Origin of the sequence: Streptomyces sp. NPDC002994, from assembly GCF_040611155.1 — a bacterium.
Taxonomy (GTDB): Bacteria; Actinomycetota; Actinomycetes; order Streptomycetales; family Streptomycetaceae; genus Streptomyces.
This window is the reverse complement of record NZ_JBEXNQ010000018.1, coordinates 60,930-84,454: the sequence shown is the minus strand read 5'-3', so window position 1 is coordinate 84,454 and position 23,525 is coordinate 60,930. Positions and strand designations below refer to the sequence as shown.

The 23,525-nt window shown below is 71.7% G+C and carries 19 protein-coding genes and 2 pseudogenes; 13 read left to right on the top strand and 8 right to left on the bottom strand.

Features of this window, described 5'->3' with window-relative positions; all coding sequences use genetic code 11:
• Positions 1–62: 62 nt before the first annotated feature.
• From ABZX79_RS24050 to mug, 3 genes are all read left to right on the top strand, one after another.
• Positions 63–842 carry an SGNH/GDSL hydrolase family protein gene (locus tag ABZX79_RS24050; RefSeq protein ID WP_355261257.1) on the top strand — a complete coding sequence of 260 codons (780 nt, stop codon included), beginning with the start codon at positions 63–65 and terminating at the stop codon, positions 840–842.
• Positions 843–938: 96 nt separating this feature from the next.
• Positions 939–2,381: an adenylosuccinate lyase gene (gene purB, locus ABZX79_RS24045; RefSeq protein WP_355261254.1), complete on the top strand. Its 1,443-nt coding sequence runs from the start codon at positions 939–941 to the stop codon at positions 2,379–2,381.
• 10 nt (positions 2,382–2,391) lie between these two features.
• Positions 2,392–2,949 (top strand): G/U mismatch-specific DNA glycosylase, encoded by a 558-nt coding sequence (mug, locus tag ABZX79_RS24040; RefSeq protein WP_355261251.1) that lies wholly within the window; start codon positions 2,392–2,394, stop codon positions 2,947–2,949.
• Between the two features lie 28 nt (positions 2,950–2,977).
• On the opposite strand, the gene ABZX79_RS24035 is transcribed toward mug, so the two are convergent.
• Together ABZX79_RS24035 and ABZX79_RS24030 are read right to left on the bottom strand one after the other, a co-directional pair.
• Complete coding sequence (locus ABZX79_RS24035) at positions 2,978–3,415, bottom strand: hypothetical protein (RefSeq protein ID WP_355261248.1); 438 nt, start codon at positions 3,413–3,415, stop codon at positions 2,978–2,980.
• 40 nt (positions 3,416–3,455) lie between these two features.
• Positions 3,456–4,193, bottom strand: coding sequence for an ABC transporter permease (locus ABZX79_RS24030; RefSeq protein WP_355261245.1), 738 nt, complete (start codon positions 4,191–4,193; stop codon positions 3,456–3,458).
• Positions 4,194–4,254: 61 nt separating this feature from the next.
• Here ABZX79_RS24030 and ABZX79_RS24025 point away from each other — a divergent pair.
• Together ABZX79_RS24025 and ABZX79_RS24020 are read left to right on the top strand one after the other, a co-directional pair.
• Positions 4,255–4,398 (top strand): annotated as a pseudogene (locus ABZX79_RS24025) (LuxR C-terminal-related transcriptional regulator); the annotation flags it as partial.
• 99 nt (positions 4,399–4,497) lie between these two features.
• Positions 4,498–5,655 (top strand): ROK family transcriptional regulator, encoded by a 1,158-nt coding sequence (locus tag ABZX79_RS24020; RefSeq protein ID WP_355261242.1) that lies wholly within the window; start codon positions 4,498–4,500, stop codon positions 5,653–5,655.
• Positions 5,656–5,698: 43 nt separating this feature from the next.
• Here the strand turns inward: ABZX79_RS24020 and ABZX79_RS24015 are convergent, their stop codons facing one another.
• A complete protein-coding gene (locus tag ABZX79_RS24015) occupies positions 5,699–6,463 on the bottom strand; it encodes a GntR family transcriptional regulator (RefSeq protein ID WP_355261239.1) in 765 nt (254 codons plus the stop codon).
• A 138-nt stretch (positions 6,464–6,601) separates the two neighbouring features.
• Positions 6,602–7,483, bottom strand: coding sequence for an RNA polymerase sigma-70 factor (locus tag ABZX79_RS24010; RefSeq protein ID WP_355261236.1), 882 nt, complete (start codon positions 7,481–7,483; stop codon positions 6,602–6,604).
• 149 nt (positions 7,484–7,632) lie between these two features.
• Here ABZX79_RS24010 and ABZX79_RS24005 point away from each other — a divergent pair, with 149 nt between their 5' ends.
• The 3 genes and pseudogenes from ABZX79_RS24005 to ABZX79_RS23995 all read left to right on the top strand — a co-directional run.
• The gene (locus ABZX79_RS24005) at positions 7,633–8,463 is read left to right on the top strand and encodes an alpha/beta fold hydrolase (RefSeq protein WP_355261233.1); all 831 of its coding nucleotides are present in this window, start codon (positions 7,633–7,635) and stop codon (positions 8,461–8,463) included.
• A gap of 191 nt (positions 8,464–8,654) precedes the next feature.
• On the top strand, positions 8,655–10,292 hold the full coding sequence (locus ABZX79_RS24000) for an alkaline phosphatase D family protein (protein WP_355261230.1): 1,638 nt from the start codon (positions 8,655–8,657) through the stop codon (positions 10,290–10,292).
• A gap of 107 nt (positions 10,293–10,399) precedes the next feature.
• Positions 10,400–11,752, top strand: a pseudogene (locus ABZX79_RS23995) (GNAT family N-acetyltransferase); the annotation flags it as partial.
• On the opposite strand, the gene ABZX79_RS23990 reads toward ABZX79_RS23995, so the two are convergent.
• Positions 11,730–12,983 carry an aminotransferase class I/II-fold pyridoxal phosphate-dependent enzyme gene (locus tag ABZX79_RS23990; RefSeq protein ID WP_355261227.1) on the bottom strand — a complete coding sequence of 418 codons (1,254 nt, stop codon included), beginning with the start codon at positions 12,981–12,983 and terminating at the stop codon, positions 11,730–11,732. The pseudogene ABZX79_RS23995 and the gene ABZX79_RS23990 overlap by 23 nt on opposite strands.
• A 59-nt stretch (positions 12,984–13,042) precedes the next feature.
• Here ABZX79_RS23990 and ABZX79_RS23985 point away from each other — a divergent pair, with 59 nt between their 5' ends.
• The 4 genes from ABZX79_RS23985 (at position 13,043) to ABZX79_RS23970 (ending at position 17,532) form a co-directional block, all read left to right on the top strand.
• Positions 13,043–13,564, top strand: coding sequence for an Lrp/AsnC family transcriptional regulator (locus ABZX79_RS23985; protein WP_355261224.1), 522 nt, complete (start codon positions 13,043–13,045; stop codon positions 13,562–13,564).
• Positions 13,565–13,613: 49 nt separating this feature from the next.
• Positions 13,614–15,305: a DUF885 domain-containing protein gene (locus tag ABZX79_RS23980; RefSeq protein WP_355261221.1), complete on the top strand. Its 1,692-nt coding sequence runs from the start codon at positions 13,614–13,616 to the stop codon at positions 15,303–15,305.
• A 108-nt stretch (positions 15,306–15,413) separates the two neighbouring features.
• Positions 15,414–16,289, top strand: coding sequence for an ATP-grasp domain-containing protein (locus ABZX79_RS23975; RefSeq protein ID WP_355261218.1), 876 nt, complete (start codon positions 15,414–15,416; stop codon positions 16,287–16,289).
• 445 nt (positions 16,290–16,734) lie between these two features.
• Positions 16,735–17,532 carry an ATP-grasp domain-containing protein gene (locus tag ABZX79_RS23970; RefSeq protein WP_355261215.1) on the top strand — a complete coding sequence of 266 codons (798 nt, stop codon included), beginning with the start codon at positions 16,735–16,737 and terminating at the stop codon, positions 17,530–17,532.
• 12 nt (positions 17,533–17,544) lie between these two features.
• Here the strand turns inward: ABZX79_RS23970 and ABZX79_RS23965 are convergent, their stop codons facing one another.
• Positions 17,545–18,051 (bottom strand): rhodanese-like domain-containing protein, encoded by a 507-nt coding sequence (locus ABZX79_RS23965; protein WP_355261212.1) that lies wholly within the window; start codon positions 18,049–18,051, stop codon positions 17,545–17,547.
• Positions 18,052–18,145: 94 nt separating this feature from the next.
• Here ABZX79_RS23965 and ABZX79_RS23960 point away from each other — a divergent pair, with 94 nt between their 5' ends.
• Complete coding sequence (locus ABZX79_RS23960; protein WP_214978733.1) at positions 18,146–18,592, top strand: Lrp/AsnC family transcriptional regulator; 447 nt, start codon at positions 18,146–18,148, stop codon at positions 18,590–18,592.
• On the opposite strand, the gene ABZX79_RS23955 is transcribed toward ABZX79_RS23960, so the two are convergent.
• Positions 18,582–22,229: an SMC family ATPase gene (locus tag ABZX79_RS23955; RefSeq protein WP_355261208.1), complete on the bottom strand. Its 3,648-nt coding sequence runs from the start codon at positions 22,227–22,229 to the stop codon at positions 18,582–18,584. The two genes, ABZX79_RS23960 and ABZX79_RS23955, sit on opposite strands and share 11 nt — an antisense overlap.
• Positions 22,226–23,395 (bottom strand): exonuclease SbcCD subunit D, encoded by a 1,170-nt coding sequence (locus ABZX79_RS23950; RefSeq protein WP_355261205.1) that lies wholly within the window; start codon positions 23,393–23,395, stop codon positions 22,226–22,228. Before ABZX79_RS23950 ends, ABZX79_RS23955 begins: the two co-directional genes overlap by 4 nt.
• Positions 23,396–23,525 lie beyond the last annotated feature (130 nt).

The window sequence follows — 23,525 nt, the reverse complement described above, 5'->3', positions numbered from 1 at the left end:
CGGTGGCCCACGCGGTGGCGCACGCGAACGACTCCCCTTGCCGGGATAGCATCGCTCCCGCCATGGAACCGAATGCCACCTACACCAGTCTTGTCGCGGTCGGCGACTCGTTCACCGAGGGCATGTCGGACGCCCTGCCCGACGGCACGTACCGGGGCTGGGCGGACCTGCTCGCCGCGCGGCTCGCGGCGCGCACGCCCGGTTTCCAGTACGCGAATCTCGCCGTACGGGGAAAGCTGATCGGCCAGATCGTCGCCGAGCAGGTCGACGTCGCGGCCGCCATGCGGGCGGACGTCGTGACACTGGTGGGCGGGCTCAACGACACGCTCCGGCCGAAGGTCGACATGGGCAGGGTGTGCGGGCTCCTCGAAGAGGCGGCCGGGAAGCTGGCGCCGTCCTGCAAGCAGCTGGTGCTGATGCGCAGTCCCGGCCGCAACGGTCCGGTGATGGAGCGCTTCCGGCCGCGTATGGAGGAGCTTTTCGACTTCGTCGACGGGCTGGCGGCGCGGCACGGCGCCCTGGTGGTCGATCTGTACGGCGCACCCGTGCTCGCCGACCCCCGGCTGTGGCATGTGGACCGGCTGCATCTGACGGCGGAGGGGCACCGGCGGGTCGCGGAGGCGGTGTGGCAGACGCTGGGTCTCGCGGCCGAGGACGACTGGCGCACGCCGCTGGCACCCGGCGTACTGCCCGGCTGGGCGGCGCGGCGCGGGAGTGACCTGCGGTTCGCGCGCGAACACCTGGTGCCGTGGATCGGGCGACGCGTCACGGGGCGTTCCTCGGGAGACGGGCGTCCGGCCAAGCGCCCCGACCTCCTGCCGTACGCCCCTCCCTCTCCGTAGCGCGTCTGTCGTCACGCTGATCGTTGACGTCTCGTAGGTAGCCACAAACGGGACCGCGGCGCTGGCCTGCAGAAACCGCCAGTAGAATCTGGTCACGTGACTGCTGCTCCTGCGAAGCCTCGCATCCCCAATGTCCTGGCCGGCCGCTACGCCTCCACGCAACTCGCCGTCCTGTGGTCCCCCGAGGAGAAGGTGAAGCTGGAGCGCCGGCTGTGGCTCGCCGTGCTCCGTGCTCAGAAGGACCTCGGCATCGAGGTGCCCGACGAGGCCCTCTCCGACTACGAGCGTGTGCTCGACCAGGTCGACCTGGCGTCGATCGCCGAGCGCGAGAAGGTCACGCGCCACGACGTGAAGGCGCGGATCGAGGAGTTCAACGCGCTCGCGGGCCACGAGCAGATCCACAAGGGCATGACGTCCCGCGACCTCACCGAGAACGTCGAGCAGCTGCAGATCCGGCTCTCGCTGGAGCTGATGCGCGACCGTACGGTCGCCGTCCTCGCCCGCCTCGGCAAGCTGTCCGGGGAGTACGCGGAGCTCGTCATGGCGGGCCGCTCGCACAACGTCGCGGCCCAGGCCACGACGCTCGGCAAGCGCTTCGCGACGGCGGCCGACGAGCTGCTGGTGGCGTACGGGCGCCTTGAGGAGCTGCTCGGCCGCTACCCGCTGCGCGGGATCAAGGGTCCGGTCGGTACGGCGCAGGACATGCTGGACCTGCTGGGCGGGGACGCCGAGAAGCTGGCGGACCTGGAGCAGCGGATCGCCGTTCACCTCGGCTTCTCGCAGGCCTTCACGTCGGTGGGCCAGGTGTACCCGCGCTCGCTGGACTACGAGGTCGTCACGACGCTGGTGCAGCTGGCGGGGGCTCCCTCCTCCGTCGCCAAGACCATCCGGCTGATGGCCGGGCACGAGCTGGTGACCGAGGGCTTCAAGCCCGGCCAGGTCGGCTCGTCCGCGATGCCGCACAAGATGAACACCCGCTCCTGCGAGCGTGTGAACGGCCTCATGGTGATCCTTCGCGGCTACGCCTCGATGACGGGCGAGCTGGCGGGCGACCAGTGGAACGAGGGCGACGTGTCGTGCTCGGTGGTACGCCGGGTCGCGCTGCCCGACGCGTTCTTCGCCTTCGACGGCCTGCTGGAGACCTTCCTCACGGTGCTCGACGAGTTCGGCGCCTTCCCGGCGGTCGTGGCGCGCGAGCTGGACCGCTACCTCCCCTTCCTCGCGACGACCAAGGTGCTCATGGCTTCGGTACGGGCCGGGGTCGGCCGCGAGGTCGCGCACGAGGCCATCAAGGAGAACGCCGTCGCCTCCGCCCTGGCGATGCGCGAGCAGGGCGCCGAGCGCAACGAGCTGCTGGACAAGCTCGCGGCCGACGAGCGGATCCCGCTGGACCGGGCCCAGCTGGACGAGCTGATGGCCGACAAGCTGTCCTTCACCGGGGCAGCGGCGCAGCAGGTCGGCGCCGTGGTTTCCCGTATCGAGGAGATCGCCAAGCAGCATCCCGAGGCCGCGGCGTACGCCCCCGGATCGATCCTCTGACCCGCACGGCATGACACCCGAAGAACTGCTGGCCGCGCGCGACCGCCTCGTCCCCGACGTGGTCGCGGGCGGCCTGCGGGTGCTTTTCTGCGGCATCAACCCCGGGTTGATGTCGGCCGCTACGGGCCACCACTTCGCCCGCCCCGGCAACCGCTTCTGGCCGGTACTGCATCTCTCGGGTTTCACCCCCCGGCAGTTGAAGCCTGCGGAGCAGGACGAGCTCCTTTCCTATGGCCTTGGCATCACCAATGTGGTCGCCAGGGCGAGCGCGCGGGCCGACGAGATAAGCGACGCGGAGTTCCGCGCGGGCGGCCGGATCCTGACGGAGAAGGTCGAACTGCTCCGGCCGAAGTGGCTCGCGGTGGTCGGCATCACCGCCTACCGCACGGCCTTCGGTGAGCGGAAGGCGTCGGTCGGCCCGCAGGAGCGGACAATCGGCGAGACCCGGGTATGGGCCCTGCCGAACCCCAGCGGACTCAACGCCCACTGGACCGCGCGGACCATGGCCGAGGAGTACGCCCGGCTGAGGGCCGCGTCGCAGGCGAGCGACGAGGCCGGTAACCAGTAGCCGGCCGCCAGGAGCCGGAATTCGGCGACTAGGGCGGGTCTACCTCGGTGACGACCGCCAGCAGCTCGTACGACGGCGCCTCGTTCTCCCCGGCCAGGCCCACCGCCACCCACCTGCCGTCGGCACGCCAGATGTGCACGAGGTCGAACCCCGCGCTCAACTCGTCCCAGGGAGCAGGTATCTCATCTCCCAAGATGCTCCGTTCCAGCACACTCCAGAGGCTGAACACCTGGGGCTCACCCCACTTGCCGCCGAGCACGGCCAGCAGCGCCTCGTACTCCGCCACGCACTGCTCCCGCATCTCCAGACGCTGAGCGGCGTCCGCGTCCTCCAACTCGTCGGCCGCGCTCAGCTGGGCCGTGTGATAGCCGGGTCCGCTGAATCCGGTGGCCGACCTGCGGCGCTGGGCCGGGAATTCCTGTGCGCGCAGCAGGTCTATGAGGGCGAGATACCGTGCGGTGCTCATGTCGTCAGTAAACCTCCCACCACTGACAATTGGCCTGCCGTCAGGCGTCGCGACGGCGCACGGCCCACCATCCGGCGAGCACCGCGGCCGCTGCCCAGGCCGCGGTGACCGCAAGCCCCGTCCACGCCCCGAGATCACCCTCAGGATTGAGGCGCAGCACCTGCTGTCCTGCGCGGTCCGGCAGATACTGGGCGACTCCTCCGGCTATGTCCCCCACCACGAAGGAGACGATCAGAATGAAGGGGATGAGCAGGCTGAGGACGGCGACGCCGCTGCGCAGCAGCGCGGTGAGACCTGCGGCGAGGAGCGCCATGAGCGCGAGATATATACCGCTGCCGACACAGGCGCGCAGCGCGCCCGGGTGGCCGAGGCCGATGGCGTACTCCCCCATGAACGCCTGTCCCGTCAGGAAGGAAGCGAAGCTGGTGGCGAACCCGACAACGAGCGCGAGGCCGCCCGTAACCGCCATCTTCGCCGCATAGAAGAGCCCTCTGCGCGGCACCGCCGAGAGTGAGGCCCGCAGGGCGCCGTTGAGGAACTCCGAGGACAGCGCCGTCGCTCCGAAACTGATGGCGGCCAACTGGCCGAAGTTCAGGGCGTAGAAGGCGCCGAACACGGGGTCATATCCGTCGTTGTCGGCCTCGGCCTGGCCGACGGTGGCATACGCGAGCACCGTGATGGCGAGGGTGACGGCGAAGACCGCTACGAGCGAACCGGCGGAGGCCCGCACCGACTTGACCTTGATCCATTCGGAGCGGAGGACCGCGGTGGTCGACATGATTCAGGCCTCCTGGTTGGTCGTAGGGGGAACAGTTGAGGAAATCGAGGATGCGGCGGAGGCGAACTCGGTCGCCGCCCAGCTCGTCGTCGGCAGGGAAACGGTGAAGACCCACGTCAGTGCGGTGCCGGCCAAGTTGGGTGCTCGCGACCGTACGCAAGCGGTCATCGCCGCGTACGAGTCCGGATTCGTCTCCCCGAGCTGACGCGCCCCGGCGCGAAGGCCTGCTCGGGCGGCGCTCGCAGTGCTCGGAGCCAGCGAGTACGATCCGGCAGAACAAGCGCGCGAGCTGGGAGGACACACCGTGGGGCGGTTGACCGGCGGGGACCCCTCCTTGCTGCGGCGGATCAATTCCGCCGTGGTGCTGCACGCCCTGCGGGGCGCCGGCTCGCCGACGCTCACTGACCTGACCCGCATCACGGGCCTGTCACGGCCGACGGTCGAGGGTGTGGTCGAAGGGCTGATGGAGACGGGGCTCGTCGTCGAGGCCCCGGCCGAGGACGGCGAGGCGCGGCGGCAGGGACGGCCGGCGCGGAGGTTCCGGTTCCGCGCCGAGGCGGGGCACCTGATGGGCGTCGAGATCGGTCCGCACCGCATCGCTGCCCTGCTGTCGGGCCTCGACGGCCGTGTCATCGGCGCCGGCTCACGCACGGTGTCCGAGACCGCCTCGGCGGACGAGCGGCTGGAGCGGGTGCGCGCCATGGTCGCCGACGTACTGCGCCGAGCCGGTGTTCCCCGCAGCTCACTGCGTGCCGTCGGAGTCGGGGCCCCGGGCATCGTGGAGGCCGACGGGACCGTACGGCTGGGCACGGCCCTCCCCGACTGGACGGGGCTGCCTCTCGGCGAGCGGCTCCGCCGGTCCTTCCGCTGCCCCGTACTGGTCGAGAACGACGCCAACGCGGCGGCGGTCGCCGAGCACTGGAAGGGCGCCGCCGTCGACTCGGACGACATCGTCTTCGTACTGGCCGGGCTGAGCCCGGGCGCGGGATCACTGATCGGCGGGCGACTGCACCGGGGGTTCGGCGGCGCGGCCGGCGAGATCGGAGCGCTGCATCTGCTGGGCCGCGAGGCCACGCCGGAGATGCTCCTGTCGACGACGGACGAGCCGGTGCTCCCCCTCGACGAACAAGCCGTGGCCACCGTCTTCCGGCGCGCCAGGCAGGGTGACTCCGCCGCGCAGGAGGCCGTCGAGCGGTTCATCCAGCGGCTGGTGCACGGCGTGGCGGCGCTGGTCCTGGCGCTCGACCCCGAGCTGGTCGTGATCGGCGGGTGGGCGGCTGGCATCGACGGCGTACTGGAGCCGCTGCGCGGCGAGTTGGCGCGCTACTGCCTGCGCCCGCCCCGGGTGGCGCTGTCGCTGCTGGGTGAGGCGGCGGTGGCGACGGGGGCGCTGCGCCTCGCCCTCGATCATGTCGAGGAAGAGCTCTTCGCCGTCGAGAAAACGGTGACGGCCCGCCGTTGAGTGCGACGGGCCGTGCCGTACGACGGTCGGGCTCACCGCGGAATCAGGAGGCCCTGCGCTCCTGGGTGTGGTGACTGATCTCCAGGTCGCCCGAGTCACCGAAGGTGAGCCGGCAGGTGTCCGCCCGGTAGGTGGCCACCGATACGGCGGCGGTCCTGCCCTCGGCGAAATAACGCGTGGTGACGACGAGGACGGGTGCGCCCGGCAGGCGGTCGAGTTCTTTCGCGTCGTCCGCGCGGGCCGAGCCGAGCTCGACGGCGCGGTCCTGGCCGTCCATTCCGAGGCGCTGCAGCTCCCGCAGCACACTGCGCGCGCGGGCGGCGCCCGAGGGCGCTTCGATGGCCGCGAGGTCCGGCACGGAGGCGACCGGGACGTACAGCAGCTCGGCCGCGACCGGCTGGCCGTGCGATACGCGGATCCGGCGGACCATGTGGACCTCGTCGTCGAAGTCGCCGTCGAGCATGCGGGCCACGGCCGCCGGGGGGACCGCACTGGTGCAGTCGAGGGGCTGCCAGGAGTCGCCGGTCGCTCCCGGCCAGCCGTGCTGCGAGGTACCGACGTCCACTCCCACGCGCGGCGGGGCGACGGTGGTGCCCACGCCGCGGCGGCGCTGCAAGCGGCCTTCCAGCTCCAGCTGTTCGAGCGCCTGACGGAGCGTGGCACGCGCGACGCCGAAGCGCGCGGCGAGTTCGCGCTCGTTGGGCAGGATCTCACCGACCGCGAAATCGGAGTCGAGCGCCTCGCTGAGCACGGTCTTGAGGTGCCAGTACTTCGGCTCCGGCGCCGTATCGAGCTGCGTGGTCCCCACCCTGATCCTCCGCAATCGGCCTGGTCCCCGGGCGAGTTTCCACGCCCTTGTTTATTAAAGGTTCCTGCACTATCTCTGCGACCATAAGTCCGGGGTCTGCCTTGGTCAAGACCAATCAGCGCAGGACGGGTGCTGTCCTTACGCGGCGAGTGTGGTGAGCTTGTCTGGATTTCGCACGATGTAGACGCACTGGATGAGGCCGTCCAGGACGTCAAGCTGGAAGACCGCGTCGGGCTTTCCGCCGGACAGGACGAGCAGAGCCGGACCGCCGTTGACTTCCAGGAAGCGGAACTCGCTGTCGGGGATGCCCTTCCTGGCCGCCCCGAACAGGAAACGGCCCACCTTGTCGGCGCTCTCGATGACCCGCAGCGGCGCCTTGGCCTTGCCGCCGCTGTCGCCGACGAGCCTGACGTCCGGCGCGAGCAGCGCCAGCAGCGCGTCGAGGTCCCCTCCGGACGCTGCGGCAAGGAACCGTTCGGTGAGGTCGCGTCGTTCCGCGGGATCCACGTCGAAGCGCTGCCTGCGTTCCTCGACATGCCGCCGGGCGCGTCCCGAGAGCTGCCGTACGGCTGATTCCGAGCGTTCCAGGGTGGCTGCGATTTCGCCGTACGGGAAGCCGAAAGCCTCCCGCAGTACGAAGACCGCGCGCTCCAGCGGGGAGAGCGACTCGAGAACGACGAGTACCGCGAGCGAGACGGAGTCGGCGAGAACCGCGCGTTCCGCGGTGTCTTCGACGGTCGCACCGAAGTCCGTCTCGAGCGGCTCGGGGAGCCACGGTCCGACGTACGCCTCGCGCCGTGCCTGTACGTGCCGCAGCCGGTCGATGGCGAGCCGGGTGGTGATCCGCACCAGATAGGGACGTGGTTCCCGTACGTCGTCGCGCGCCTGGGCGGACCAGCGCAGCCACGCCTCCTGTACGACGTCCTCGGCGTCGGCGACGCGGCCGAGCATCCTGTACGCCACCCCGGTCAGAACGGGGCGGTGCTCTTCGAAGACATCGGTCGCGGTGTCGGCAGTCACTCCCCCATCCCATCCGACCGTTCCCGCCGTGTCCAGGCAGCGCGGGTACGTCGCGGCCGGAACTGTCCGGCCTCTTGAACTCCAAGCTACTCAGCGGTAATTGTTGCTGACACGTTGTCTAGCGCCGACCCCACCCAGGGAGCAGCAACATGGCCGCACAGGTCTCCTTCAGCATCGAGTCCCCCACGGGCAGCCACACGCTCTCCGTCGCGTACGAACGGGCGGGCGCCGGCGAGCCGCTGCTGCTCCTCCATGGCATAGGCCATCACTGGCAGGCGTGGCAGCCGGTGATCTCCGCGCTCGCCGCCGAACGCGACGTGATCGCCGTGGACCTGCCCGGTTTCGGCGGATCGACCGCGCTCCCCGACGGTCTCTCCTACGACCTGTCGACGGTCGTTCCCGTACTCGGTTCGCTGTGCGAGGCGCTGGGCATCGAGCGCCCCCATGTGGCGGGAAACTCCCTCGGCGGCCTGCTCGCCCTGGAGTTGGGCCGCGAAAAGCTCGTGCGGTCGGTAACGGCGCTGTCCCCTGCCGGTTTCTGGACGGAGAGCGAGCGCCGCTACGCCTTCGGCACGCTGCGCGGGATGCGGTTCGGGGCCCAGAACCTCCCGCTGTCGGTCGTGGAGCGCATGGCGCGCACGGCCGTCGGCCGGGCCGCGCTCACCAGCACCATCTACGCGCGGCCCGGGTGGCGTTCACCGGAGGCCGTCGTCGCCGAGACCCTGGCGCTGCGCGACGCGACCGGGTTCACCGAGACGCTTTCGGCGGGCCGCCGCGTCCTGTTCACCGACGACGTTCCCGGCATACCCGTCACCGTCGCCTGGGGCAGCCGTGACCGCCTGCTGCTGCGCCGCCAGGGCGTCAGGGCCAAGCACGCGATCCCCGGCGCCCGGCTGGTCAGGCTGCCCGGCTGCGGCCACGTTCCGATGAACGACGACCCCGCGCTGGTGGCCCGGGTCATCCTCGACACGAGCAGCTGACACGCCCTCGTCGCAGGACGATCGGTTACGGGTGCGCCTGATGGCGGGTGCGGCGCGGCTGTGGTGGAGCGTGTCGGACCGGTTCCCGGGAAGGGTCGTCAGTTGTTCACTTGTGGTTCGTGTGGTTGCCGTGGCCGGGCACTAGGCATGGCGTCGCATGCTCGGACCGAACCGTCACTGGAGGCGCATCGATGCCGTACCGCCGACCGCAGAGCCAGCCGCAGAGCCGGCCGGAGAGTCAGTCCCCCGACCGACGTACCGTCCTGCGCGGCTCACTGGCCGCCTCGGCCGCGCTCGCCCTGCCCGGCGCCGCAGTCGGAACGACCGCCGCCGCCGCGCCCGCCCAGACGCTCTCCGGCCGCCCCCGCGCCGCGTGGGGCGTACAGACGGGCGATGTCACCTCGTCGTCGGGGCTGGTGTGGGTACGGTCCGACCGCCCGGCCCGGATGATCGTGGAGACGTCCGCGACCGAGTCCTTCCGCCACTCCCGCAGATGGCACGGGCCGCTGCTCGGCCCGGGTACGGACTTCACCGGGACGACGTCACTGCGTGGACTGCCCGCGGGCGAGCAGGTGCACTACCGGGTCACCCTCGCCGATCCCGACGATCCCCGGCGCACCGGGGAAGCGTTCCAGGGAACGTTTCGTACGGCATCCGTCAAACGACGCGACGGTGTGCGCTTCCTGTGGTCGGGCGACATCGCGGGACAGGGGTGGGGCATCAACCCCGACATCGGCGGCTACCGCGTGTACGAGGAGATGCGCCGCCTCGACCCGGACTTCTTCCTGTGCAGCGGCGACACGGTCTACGCGGACGGCGTCATCCAGCCGAGCGTGACACTGCCGGACGGCCGGGTGTGGCGGAACATCACCACCCGGGAGAAGGCGAAGGTCGCCGAAACGCTGGACGAGTTCCGCGGCAACTTCCGCTACAACCTGCTGGACGAGAACGTACGCCGTTTCAACGCGCAGGTGCCCTCCATCGTGCAGTGGGACGATCACGAGGTACGCAACAACTGGTACCCCGGTCAGATCCTCGACGATGCCCGCTACACGGAGAAGAACGTCGACGTACTCGCGGCGCGGTCGATGCGAGCGTTCAGCGAGTACTTCCCTCTTTCCACCCTTCCCGCGCGCGCGAAGGGTGGAAACGAGAATGACGGCCGCGTCTACCGGGTGGTCAGGCAGGGCCCCCTGCTCGATGTCTTCGTGCTCGACATGCGGACGTACCGCAACGCCAACTCGCCCGGCCGGCAGCCCGACGACACGACCGGGATCCTCGGCGCCGAGCAGCTCGCCTGGCTGAAGCGGGAGTTGTCGCGCTCCCGCGCCGTGTGGAAGGTGATCGCCTCCGACATGCCGCTGGGGATCGTCGTCCCGGACGGGGCCGCCAACTTCGAGGCGGTCGCGCAGGGCGATCCCGGTGCGCCGCTGGGCAGAGAGCTTCAGATCGCTGAACTCCTGCGTCACATCAAGCACGCCCGTATCACCGGCACAGTGTGGCTCACCGCCGATGTGCACTACACATCAGCTCAGCACTACGACCCGTCCCGCGCGGCGTTCAAGGACTTCGCGCCCTTCTGGGAGTTCGTGTCCGGGCCGCTGGCCGCGGGTGGCTTCCCGGCGACCCGGCTCGACGCCACGTTCGGCCCGGACCAGGTCTTCCTCAAGGCACCGACGCGCGCGAACGTCTCGCCCATGGAGTCCCCGCAGCATTTCGGCGAGGTCGAGATCGACGGCGGAAGTGGTGAGCTGACGGTGCGGCTGCGCGCCGAGGGAGGCGTGGTGTTGTTCAGCAAGGTGCTTCAGCCTGGCCGGATGGAACTCTAATTTGATTGAAAACGGGCACTAACTGCCCAGAAGCACACTTAACCCGTCAGTCACAAAGCGTTCGTGATCACGCAACAACACTCGGTCACAGTGGTGCCATGACCAACATGACCGAAGTGACCAAGAAGGCTCGCCACAGGCACCACTGGCGACGGGATCTCGTCGAACTCGCCGCCCTGTTCACGGCGGTGGCCGTCGCCGATGCTGTCGCGAACATGATTGCGCACGGACCGGACGGGCCGTACCTCCTGGTGATCTCGGCCGTGGTGCTGACCGCCACGGCGGGGTTCCACACCTGGTGGGCACGACGGCACAGCCATGCTCCGCCGCCGGCCGGTACCGGTACCAGGAACGGCACAAGCGCCGCCGGTACGAACACCGGTGCCCCCGGCGCCGGATCCCCCGCCCCCGAGACGGCCCTGTGGCGGATGCGTACCACCGTCAAGGACGAGCCCGGCAGCCTCGCGCTGCTGTGCACCGCCCTGGCCCGGCACCGGGTGGACATCCTCACCCTCCAGACCCACCCGCTCGCCGAAGGCACCGTCGACGAACTGCTGCTGCGTGCCCCCGCCACCCTCCAGGCCGCCCAGCTCACCCGTGAGATCGCCGCCGCCGGCGGCACCGACACCTGGCTGGAGCGCGCCGACGCCCACGACCTGGTCGACGCCCCCACCCGGGTGCTCGGCCTCGCCACCCGCACCGCGCTCGACGCCGCGGAACTGCCGCTGGCCCTGCGCCAGTTGCTCGGACGCTGCACGATCCACTCGCTGCCCGCGACCACCCTCACCGGCCGGCCCACCGGTGAGACCGCCCCGGTCGAGGGCGCTCTCGACGGTACGGTCATGAAGCTGCGCGACCCGTCCGGCGGGGCGATCACCATCGAGCGCCACTATCTGCCCTTCACCCCGACGGAGTTCGCGCGCGCCCGCGCCCTCGTGGAACTCGACGCCCGCCTCGGCCCGCGCATCCCCCGCAGCGAGGACGTCCTGACCCTCCCCGAGGGCAACGAGATCACCGTCCGCAGGGCCGGACTCGACGATCTCGCAGCCGCCCGCGCCATGCACGACCGCTGCGGCGACCGCACCCTGAGCCTGCGCTACCACGGCCCGGTGGGCGACGCCGACCGCTACCTCAGCCACCTCCTCAGCCCGCGCTTCGGCCGCACCCTCGCCGTCCAGACCGCGTCCGGCCGCCTCGTCGCCCTCGGCCATCTCCTCTGGGACGGCGACGAGACCGAGGTGGCGCTGCTCGTCGAGGACGCGTGGCAGCGCCGCGGCATCGGCTCCGAGCTGCTGCGGCGCCTGGTGGCGCTCGCCGTCGAGGCGGGCTGCGAGAGCGTGTACGCCGTCACCCAGTCGTCCAACACCGGCATGGTCGCGGCCATGCGCGGCCTCGGCCTGCCCCTCGACTACCAGATCGAGGAGGGCACGCTGGTGGTCACCGCGCGGCTGGCCGCATCGAGGACGACCGTACGACCGCGTCCCGCCCAGCAGGCACACCAGCAGGCACCGGCACCGGCGCGGCAGCCACAGACACCGGCCGGGCGCCCCCAGCAGCGCTGAGCGCCTCGCACAGGTCCCGCCACAGATCCTCAACGTCCTCCAGCCCGGCCGACATCCGCAGCAGCCGGTCACTGACCCCCGAGGACCGCCGGTCTCCCTCGGCCACAATGCGGTGGCTGATGGAGGCCGGATGCTGGATGAGCGAGTCGACGCTGCCGAGGCTGACGGCCGGCGTGATCAGCCGTACGCCCGCGATCACCGCGTGGGGATCGCCGTACACCTCGAAGGCCACCATCGCCCCGCCCAGCTTCGGATAGTGCACCCGCGCCACCCGCGGATCGGCGGCCAGCCGCCGGGCCAGCTCGGCCGCCGTCGCCGATGCCGCCCGCATCCGTACGGGAAGCGTGGAAAGCCCGCGCAGCAGCAGGTACCCGGCCAGCGGATGAAGCACGCCACCGGTCGCGAACCGCACCTGACGCAGCTGACGCGCGATCTCCTCGTCGCACGCCACCACCCCGCCCAGTACGTCGCCGTGTCCGCCCAGATACTTGGTGGCGCTGTGCAGGACGATCCGCGCCCCGTGCTCCAGGGGCCGCTGGAGCACGGGCGTCGCGAAGGTGTTGTCGACGAGCAGCGGCACCGAACCGCAGGACCGCGCGACCGCCCGGATGTCCACCTCGGCGAGCGTCGGATTGGCCGGCGTCTCCACGATCACGAGGCCGGTGTCGGGGCGTATCGCCTCCGCGATGCCGGCCGGATCCACCCAGGTCACCTCGGTGCCGAGCAGCCCGGCGTTCAGCAGGTGGTCGCTGCAGCCGTACAGCGGCCGTACGGCGACGACGTGGCGCAGGCCGGCGCTCGCCCGTACGAGAAGTACGGCGGTGAGCGCCGCCATGCCGCTGGCGAACGCAACCGCGCTCTCCGCGCCTTCCAGCCGCGCCAGGGCGTCCTCGAAGCGGGCGGTGGTCGGGTTGTCGAGACGGGAGTAGACGGGCGGTCCGTCCGGCCGGGCGCCGGTGGCGGCGAACTCGTCGATTCTGGCCGCCTCCCCCCGGCTGTCGTACGACGGATAGGTGGTCGACAGGTCGAGCGGCACGGCGTGCACGCCGAGCCTCGCGAGGTCTTCGCGGCCGGCGTGCACGGCTTCGGTGGCCAGGGCCCGGGGTGTGGTCGAGGCGTCGGTGTTCATGACCTGACTCTGAACAGCTACCCGGAAGTACGGACGGAACTCCGTGTTACGTTCGGGCCATGGCCGAATCTGTCGTACTTGACCCGGTCGATCTGCACATACTGCGCCTCCTGCAGAACGACGCGCGGACCACCTACCGTGACCTGGCCGCCGAAGTCGGAGTCGCGCCCTCCACTTGCCTGGACCGGGTGACGCGCCTGCGCCGCTCAGGGGTGATTCTCGGCCATCAACTGCGCCTCGACCCCGCCAAGCTCGGCCGCGGCCTCGAAGCCCTGCTGCTGGTCCAGGTGCGCCCGCACCGGCGCGAGCTCATCGGCCCGTTCGTGGACCGCGTCAGGGCGCTGGCGGAGACGCGCGCGCTCTTCCATCTGACCGGACCCGACGACTATCTCGTCCACGTGGCGGTGACCGACACGGCGGACTTGCAGCGGCTGGTTCTTGACGAGTTCACCTCGCGGCGCGAAGTCGCCCGCGTGGAGACCCGGCTGATCTTCCAGGCCTGGGACTGCGGACCGCTGCTGCCACCGGCTGCGGGGGCGCCGGGGGCGGCCGCGACCAAGACGCCGATGTCAGGCCACTGACCCGCAAACGGTAGTGACGCGGAGGCCTTGCCCGTACGAGGATGTCGGCATGTCAGTCACTTCGAGCAGCCCGCTCGCCCTCCCCCGTCAGGTCGCCGACGCGTACGTCGACGCACTCATCGCCCTCGACCCGATCACCGGCACGTACCTGGGAGTGAGGGAGAGCTCCCGCAGCCTGCCGGACTTCTCACCACAGGGGCAGAAGGCACTCGCCGAGCTGGCCCGCACCACTCTGGCCGAGCTGGACAAGGCGCAGGACCTGCCGGGCGCGGACAGTGACGTCGAGCGGCGCTGCGGCCGGCTGCTCCGCGAGCGGCTGACCGCCGAACTCGCCGTACACGAGGCCGACGAGAGCCTGCGGGCCGTCAGCAACATCCACTCCCCCGCGCACAGCATCCGCGGCGTCTTCACCGTGACGCCGACCGAGACGGACGAGGACTGGGCGGCCGTCGCCGAGCGGCTGCGCGCGGTGCCGGACGCCCTTGAGGGCTACCGGGCGTCGCTCGCGCTCGGTCTGGAGCTGGGGCTGCTGGGCGGTCCGCGCGCCACGGAGACGTTTACCGGCCAGCTGACCGAGTGGGCGGGAGACGGGCGCGGCTGGTTCGAGGAGTTCGCTGCAGCGGGACCCGACGCGCTGCGCGCCGAGCTGGACGGGGCCGCCCGCGGCGCCACCGGTGCGGTCGCCGCGCTGCGCGACTGGATGCGCGATGTATACGGTCCGGCCGTGAAGGACGCGCCCGACACCGTGGGCCGCGAGCGGTACGCCCGCTGGTCGCGCTACTTCAACGGCACCGACCTCGATCTGGACGAGGCGTACGCGTACGGCTGGTCCGAATACCACCGCCTGCTCGGCGAGATGAAGACCGAGGCGGAGAAGATCCTGCCGGGCGCGGCCACGCCGTGGGAGGCGCTGTCCTGGCTCGACGAGCACGGTACGCACATCGAGGGTGTCGAGGAGACGCGGGTCTGGCTGCAGGGCCTGATGGACGAGGCGATCGAAGCGCTCGACGGTACGCACTTCGAACTGGCCGATCGGGTACGGAAGGTGGAGTCCCGCATCGCGCCCCCCGGCAGCGCGGCCGCGCCGTACTACACCACTCCCTCGGAGGACTTCTCACGCCCGGGCATCACCTGGCTGCCGACGATGGGCGAGACCAGCTTCCCGGTGTACGACCTGACGTCGACCTGGTACCACGAGGGCGTTCCCGGGCACCACTTGCAGCTCGCGCAGTGGGTGCATGTCGCGGACCAGCTGTCCCGCTATCAGGCGTCGGTCGGCATGGTCAGCGCCAACGCCGAGGGCTGGGCGCTCTACGCGGAGCGGCTCATGGACGAGCTGGGCTTCCTCGGCGACGCGGAGCGCAGGATCGGCTACCTGGACGCACAGATGATGCGCTCGACGCGGATCATCGTGGACATCGGCATGCACCTGGAGCTGGAGATTCCGGCGGACTCCCCCTTCCACCCGGGCGAGCGCTGGACTCCGGAACTCGCGCACGAGTTCTTCGGGATGCACAGCGGCCGTCCCGCGGACTTCGTGGAGAGTGAGCTGACCCGCTATCTGTCCATGCCGGGCCAGGCGATCGGCTACAAACTGGGCGAACGGGCGTGGCTGCTGGGCCGTGAGAACGCCCGCAAGGCGCACGGCGACGCCTTCGACGCGAAGGCGTGGCACATGGCGGCGCTGTCGCAGGGCTCGCTGGGCCTCGACGACCTGGTGGAAGAGCTGTCGAAGCTCTGACCGCTGCTTGCGCGGGGGTACGTACGGCGGCCGGGCTCAGGCCGGTTTCATCGGCCCGGCCGCCGTGGCCGCCGTCACGCGCGTCCGTACCGACAGGGAGTTCCTTTCATGAGCACCGGCTATCTCTTCTGCTCCGACCCGCTCGGTGCGAGACGTCCCGATCCGGTCTTCGCCGAAGAGGTGGCGGTCGCGCGCCGCGCCGGCGGGGAAACCGCGCTCCTCGACCATGACGCCCTGCTCGCCGGGGACACGGGGGCGGCGCTCGCGCGGGTGGCGCGCGGATCGGGTCCGTACTGGTACCGGGGGTGGATGACCCCGGTGTCCCGGTACGAGGAGCTGGCACACGGCCTGCGGGCGCGCGACTGCGAACTGCTCACGCCCGCGTCCAGATTCGGCCGCGCGCACGAGCTCCCCGGCTGGTACGACGTCTTCGCGGAGCTCACGCCGCGCAGCGTCTGGTGCGCGATTTCGCATGGAGAGCCACCCTCGGCACCGGAACTCGCGGCGCTCACCGCCCCGCTCGGCCCCGGTCCCGCCGTCGTCAAGGACTTCGTCAAGTCCCGCAAGCACGAGTGGGACGAGGCGTGCTTCGTACCCGCGCTCGCCGACACGCAGAGGCTTTCCGCCGTCGTACGCCGCTTCTTCGAGCTCCAGGGAGACTCGCTCGCGGGAGGGCTCGTGGTGCGGGTGTACGAGCGGTTCGTGCCGGGCGGCGAGGCACGCGTGTGGTGGGTCGACGGCGAGCCCGTGCTCACGACGGCGCATCCGGACTCCCCCGCCGAGCTTCCCGCGCCGGACCTCACCGCTGTACGCCCCGCCGTGCGGGCACTCGGGTGCCGCTGGGTGACGACCGATCTGGCGCTGCGCGAGGACGGGGTGTGGCGGGTGGTGGAGGTCGGCGACGGGCAGGTCAGCGGCCTGCCCGCGGGGGCAGACCCGTACGCGCTGTACGACGCCCTCACCCGCGCCGGAAGCCGGCCGTAGCGTCCGGGTGCGATGTCCTGGCCCGAGCGGGTTCGGCCCCCAGGGGGACTCGGCAGCGGTTACGCGGGGCTTCGCCCCGCGCCCCCACACGGCGCTCCGCGCCGCCGCGTAAGCCCGGCGCTGCGCGCCGCCCCCTGCCCCACCCCGCCCACCCGCTGGAACGGGGCTGCGGGAGGCACAGGTCTCCGGTGAGTGGCGGAACGCCGTAGGCGCCTGCGGCAGCTCGCTGAGGGCCGCCCATCCCCCGCAGCCGCCGACGGCGCCCAGCCACCCACCGGTGAACCGCACCTCGGCAGCCCCGTTCCAACAGGCGGGCGGGGGTAGGCAAGGCCACGGCGCGCAGCGCCGGGGATCCACCCACAGCCTCGGGGTACTGATGTCACCCCGTTCCCAGGCGGGCAAAAACCACTACCCCCGCCCCCACGACATGCGGCAGCCTCACCCCATGCCCACTCCCCGACGCACCCTCGCCCTGTCCCCGCGCGTCACCGCGACCGGTCACGCGCTCGCGGCCGCCGCCCGCCGGCGCGGGCTGGGGTGCGAGACGCTGCGCGAGTGGCGCGCACCGGACCGGCCGCACGGCATCACCTCGCTGTACGCGGGGCCACTGTTCGCCGACGCCGTCTCCGGCGGTCTCGGGCTCGGCCTGCTGGAGCCGGCGACGGACTGGCTCGCGAAGCTGCCGTACGAACTCACCCGCCGGCACATCGAGTTCACCACGGTCGCCCGGGCCCGCGCGCTTCGCCGCCCCGCCTTCTTCAAGCCGCCGAACGACAAGAGCTTCCCGGCTCGCGTCTACCCGGACGGCAGCGGACTGCCGGGGCCCGACGCGGTGGACGACGACACTCCGGTGCTGGTCAGCGACATCGTCGCGTTCAGCGCCGAGTACCGGCTGTTCGTACTGGACGGCGAGGTCGTGACCGGCAGCCGCTACGCGGTGCGCGGCGGCCTCGACGTCGTACCCCTGGAGGAGGACGCGCTCCACGCGCAGGTGCTGGACTTCGCGTCGCTGCTCCGCGCGCCCGGCGTTCCGCCGCTGCCGAGTGCGGTCGTCGTGGACGTCGGTACAGTCGACGGGCGGTGGGCCGTCGTGGAGGCCAACGCGGCCTGGGCGAGCGGGCATTACGCGTGCGACAGCGACGCGGCGCTCGACGTGGTGCTGCGGGCGGCGCGTCCGGCGGCCGAGGTCGGGCGGCAGGACTCGCCGTTCCTGCGGCCGCCCGTACACCAAGTCGTACGGTGAACGGGCCGGCCGTCAGCAGCCGCAGTTGTCCGAGCCGACGGGCGCGGTGAGCGGGTCGGCGTCGCGCCGCTCTCGGCCCTCCCAGGTCTCGACCTCGAAGCCCTCGCGGATCCAGTACTCGATGCCGCCGAGCATCTCCTTGACCTGGTAGCCGAGTTCGGCCAGGGCGAGCGCGGCGCGGGTGCCGCCGTTGCAGCCCGGGCCCCAGCAGTAGGTGACGACCGGCACGGACTTGTCCAGCAGCTTCTCCGCCTGCGTCGGGATGAGCGCCGTCGGGAGGTGCAGGGCGCCGGGGATGTGGCCCTGGTCCCAGGACTCGGTGGAGCGGGAGTCGATCACGACGAAGCCGGGGTCTTCGCCGGACGCGAGGACCGCGGCGACGTCGGACACGTCGGCGTGGAAGGCGAGGCTGGCACCGAAGTACGCGGCGGCCGCGGCGGGGGCGGCCGGCGGGACACGGAGAACGGCGTTCGCGCTGGTGGCGGCGGTTTGGGCGGTGGTGATCTGTGTCGTCGTCATGGCTAAAAATCTACGACGAGTGATCATCCAGCTGAAGTGAGATTCCCCGGCTCTTCTCTTGATCTGCCGGTGGATTCCCTGTTGTCTCGGGGACATGACCGGATATTCACCGGACGCCACCGACTGGCGCATCCTGGAAGCCCTGCAACGCGAGGGCCGGGCGACGTTCGCCGAACTGGCGCGCACTGTGTCCATGTCCCCGAGCGCCGTGACGGAGCGCGTGCGGCGGCTCGAAGAGGCCGGGGTGATCTCGGGCTACACGGCCGTCGTCGAGCAGGAGCAGCTCGGGATGCCCATTCTGGCGTTCGTACGGCTGCGCTATCCGCACGGCAACTACAAGCCGTTCCACGACCTGCTCGAAGTGACGACCGAGGTGCTCGAAGCCCATCACGTCACGGGCGACGACTGCTTCGTCATGAAGGTCGCCGCCCGTTCGATGAAGCACCTGGAGGAGGTCTCGGGCCGGTTCGGCACGCTCGGCTCGGTCACCACCAGCGTCGTCTACTCCTCGCCGCTGCCACGGCGCGCGCTCAGCCGCTGACGCCGGCCGTACGATGGCGGACCACGGAGCCGTGCCGGTCCTTGACGACCTCCAGCTGGGTGGTGACGCGGCGCCTCAGGTCGGCGACGTGGCTGACGATGCCGACGCTGCGGTCGCGTTCGCGCAGGGAGTCCAGTACGTCGAGGACCTCGTCCAGGGTCTGGTCGTCGAGGCTGCCGAAGCCCTCGTCGATGAAGAGCGTGTCGAGCCGTACGCCGCCGGCCTCGTCGGTGACCACGTCGGCGAGGCCGAGGGCGAGAGCGAGCGAGGCGAAGAACGTCTCGCCGCCGGAGAGGGTCGCCGTATCGCGCTCGATGCCCGTCCAGGCGTCGACGACGTGCAGGCCGAGTCCTGATCGGCCGCGGCCGCCGGTCCGGGCGTCGGAGTGGACGAGGGTGTAGCGGCCGGACGACATGAGCTGGAGGCGGGCGGTGGCGGCTGCCGCGACCTGCTCCAGGCGGGCCGCGAGTACGTACGACTCCAGCCGCATCTTGCGTTCGTTGTCGGCGGAGGTGCCGGCGGTGAGGGAGGCGAGACGTGCCACCCGCTCGTACTCCTCGCGCAGCGGGCCGAGGCGTCGCGTCTCCTCGGCGGCCTGCCGCGACAGTGCGGTGAGCGCGGCGCAGCACTCGCGGGCGGCGTCGAGTGCGGAGGCGGCTTCGAGCAGTCCGCGCTCGGCGGCGTCGTGCTCCGCCTGGGCTTGCCGCGGTGCGGCCTGCGGCCGGTCGGCGGCCGCGGCGGTCTCGGGTTCCGCCAACCGGTCGGCGACGGCGGCGTGTTCGCGCTGCCAGTCGTCGATGCGGTGCTGGAGGTCGCGCTGCTCCGCCTCCCCGAGCAGTGCCTGGGCAGCGGCGCCCGGGGTGTCGAACCCGGCCTTGAACGCGGCGTCGGCGAGCCGGTCGTCGGCCTCCTTGAGGCGCTGGGCCGTGGCTTCGACCGCCCGTACGGCTTCCGCGGCCTCACCCAGCACCCGGACGCGGCGCTCCAGCAGGGCGGCATGCGCGGCGACGGTGCGTTCTTCTCCGCGGCCGAGGGCCACTTCGGCTTCGCGGTCGGCCAGTTCACGGTCGAGCGTTTCGCGCTGCGAGGTACGGGCGGCCGCCCGAAGCTCGGCCTGCTGCTGCGCTTCGACGCGTCGCGCGTACTCCCGCTCGGCACGGTCCAGCGCCTCGCGGGCGGCGTGCAGGCCGGCGGCGGTGGCGTGCGCCTCGGCGTGCTGTCGCCGCAACTCCTCGACGAGGGCGGAGAGCTCGCCGACGCTCACGTCACGAGGACGGGCCGGCTCAGCCGCCGGTCGCGCGTACTGGGCCGGGATCCCGGCACCTGCCTCCGGAGAGACCTCAACGCCGGTGTCGCCGCCGAGCCCGTCCATCCCGCCGGCTTGGCCCACTTCCTCCACCGGGGCACCCGAGCCTGCACCCCCAGAACCACAGGCACCGGCACTGGCACCCGCCGCGCCAAAACCGTCCGCCCAACCGGTTCGCCCTTCCCCGTCGACCGGGGATCCGGAAGCGACGGCCCGCTGCGGGAGCACAACGCCGACGCCGTCGAGCCCGCCGGGCCCGCCGGCTTGGCCCGCCTCGCCCACCGGGACAGCCGAGTCTGCACCCCCAGAACCGCCGACCGCACCACCACCAGCCGCACCACCGGGCCTCGCTTCCCCGTCGGTGGGGGATGCGGAGGGGGCAGTCCGCTGCGGGAGCACTGTGTCGGCGGTCGGCTCCTCGCTGCGTCCCACAGTTGCGTCCGCGAAACCGGGTGCTTGTGCCGCAGGGCGCACCGCACCGACTTCGCCTCCGGCCGCGCGGCGGGTCGCGGCGGTGATGCCGGTTCGCGCCCGGTCGGAATGCGCCGCGTCGTAAGACGCCGCTTCCCACGGGTCTCCGCCCGCGGGGGAGCCGCCCGCCTCGGCGCGGGCCGCCGCGTGGTCCTCCCGTAGCGCTGCCAGCGCGCGCTCCGCCGTGCCGCGCGCCGCCTCGGCGTTCGCGAAGGCCTCGTACGCCGCTTCTTCCGCCGTACGGTCGACCTGGTCCGCCGCCGCGCGCGCGGGCTTCGGGTGCTCCTTGGAGCCGCAGACCGCGCACTCTTCACCGTCGCGCAGGCCCGCCGCCAGCTCCGCCGCGATGCCCAGCAGCCGGCGTTCCTTCAGGTCCAGCCACGTCTCGTGCGCCGCGACCGCGCTGTCACGAGCCGTCCGCAGCCGGTCCTCGGCGGCCGTCACCCGCTCGGCGAGTACGTCGCGCCGGCGCGCGGCGTCGAGTCTGCGGCGGGCCGGTTCGAGCCGGCCCGCCAGGTGCTCCGCGCGGGTCACCGCGTCCTGCGCCGCTTCGATGCGTTCCTGGCAGCGCCTGCGCGTCGCGTCCCAGCCTGCCAGCCAGTCGGCGGCGTCCCGCAGCAGCTCGTCGTCGGAGCGGGCCTGGCGTTCCAGCTCCGCCCGCTCCCGGCCGATCTCCTCGCTGCGGCGCTCCGCCCTGCGTGCGGCTTCGAGGCCGCCGAGGTCCTGGCGGAGCCGGCGTTCCTGCGCGGCGAGCTGCTCGGCCCCGGTTTCGGCGAGGTCCGGGGGCAGTTCGGCCCGCGACCGCTCCCGGGCCCCGGCCGCCGCGCGGTGCTCCCGCTCGGCGTCGTCGCGCACCGACAGCGCGGGGGCTACGCGGTCGGCCCGGCGCGCGCGGTCGTGCCGCTCGCGCAGCCGCTCGTACTCGGGACGCCTCGCTTCGAGTACGTCGGCGCGTCGGCGGGCGTCCTCGTAACGCTGCTGGAGAGCGGCCAGTTCACGCTCGGCCTCCAGCCTGCGGCGGGCCTCGGCCTGCCGGCTCCCGGCAGCGGCGACGGCCGACTCCGCGATGTCCAGCCGCTCCCGCGCACCGCTGCGTGCGATCGCGGCCCACTCCCGTACGCCCTCGGCAAGCCCGGGCTCTCCGGGCTGCGCGTCCGGCAGCGGCCAGGCTCGCGCGTCCGCGCTGTCGCCCGCCGCCTGCGCCATCCGCTGCGCGACGGCGAGGAGCCGCTCGTCCCCTGCCCGTACCTGCTGCTCGGCCGCCCGGCGCAGTTCGGCGAGACGGTCCTCGACCGCGGCGAAGCGGCGGGTGTCGAAGAGCCGGCCGAGGAGCTTGCCGCGGGCCTCCGCGTCGGCGCGCAGGAAACGCGCGAAGTCGCCCTGGGGCAGCAGTACCACCTGGCAGAACTGCTCCCTGCTCATGCCGAGGAGCTGCGTGATCTCCTCGCCGATCTCCTGGTGGGACCGGCTGAGCGCCTTCCACCCGGCGTCAGGGGTGTGCTCGCGCAGCCAGCTCTGCGCCTTCTCCGTGGTGAAGCCGGTGCCCTTCTTCTTGGGGCGCGGCTGTGCGGGCCGCCGGGTGATCTCGAGCCGCCGCCCGCCCACCGTCAGTTCGAGGCGTACCTCGGTCGGCAGGTCGTGCGGAGCGTGATCGCTGCGCAGCGACGCTCCCGGGCTCTGCCGCGCGCCGGGCACGGCGCCGTACAGCGCGTAACAGACGGCGTCCAGGACCGAGGTCTTGCCCGCGCCGGTCGGCCCGTGCAGCAGGAAGATCCCGGCGGCGCTGAGCGCGTCGAAGTCGACTTCCTGGGTGGCGCCGAAGGGCCCGAAGGCCGTGATGTGCAGCGAGTGCAGTCTCACCGGGCGACCTCACGCCTGGTGTCGTCGACGCGTACGTCGTCGAAGGCTCCGAAGAGCACCGTGCGCTCCCGCTCGTCCGGGCCGCTGCCGCCGCGCACATGGGCCACGAAGTCCTCCGCGATCTGCTGGTCGTCGCGCCCCTTGAGGCGCTGGGCGTACGACGCGAGGGGGTCTTCGGGGGCCCGCTCGGGTTCGAAGACGAGGCTGATGGTGTGCGGGAAGCGCGCGCTGAGCCGCGCCATGGGTTCCGTGGGACGTACGGGATCGGTGAGTGTCGCCTCGATCCAGGAGTCCTCGTGGCGTTCCAGGGAAGGGTCCTCGATCAGCTCTTCCAGGCGCCCGCGGATCCGGGCGACCCGCCTCGGTACGGGGCAGTCGAGGCGCTCCTGTGCCTCGATCTCCCCGCCGGGCCCGAGGTCGATCAGCCACATCGTCTTACGGTGGTCCGCTTCCGAGAAGGAGTACGCGAGCGGGGAGCCCGAGTACCGCACCCGCGCGGTGATGGCCTGGGAGCCGTGGAGGTGGCCGAGGGCGACGTAGTCGACGCCGTCGAAGACGCCGGCGGGTACGGAGGCCACGCCGCCGATCGTGATGTCGCGCTCACTGTCGCTCGTTTCGCCGCCCGTGACGAAGGCGTGCGCGAGAACGACCGATCGGGTGTGCTCGGGACGCCCGGCGAGGTCTGCCCGTACGCGCTCCATCGCCGCTCCGATGACCGCTTCGTGCCCCACCCTGGACACCTTGAATTCTTCGCGCACCAAGGCCGGCTCCAGATACGGCAGCCCGTAGAACGCCACGTCACCGTGCGCGTCGCGAAGTACGACGGGTGTCGCACAACCGGCGGGGTCGGTACGCAGGTGGATCCCGGCCCGGTCGATGAGCCCGGCGCCGACGCCCAGCCTGCGGGCCGAGTCGTGGTTGCCGGAGATCATGACGGTCGCCGCGCCGGCGGCGGCGAGCTGGTGCAGGGCCCGGTCGAAGAGCTCGACGGCGGCCAGCGGTGGCACAGCCCTGTCGTACACGTCGCCGGCCACCAGTACGACTTCCACGTCCCGCTCGCGGACCGTCGTCACCAGGTGGTCGAGGAACGCGGCCTGGGCGTCGAGCAGGCTGACCCGGTGGAACGACCGCCCCAGATGCCAGTCCGACGTGTGCAGAATCCTCAAGAAACGGCCCCGACCTGCATTTTTACTTCCTCCGCCCCCTGAGCCCGCACCGAATCAGCGCGGACCTGACTGTCAGCACCGACCACGTTAGCGCCGCTCAGCACCTCGCCCACCACGGACCTCGGTTTTG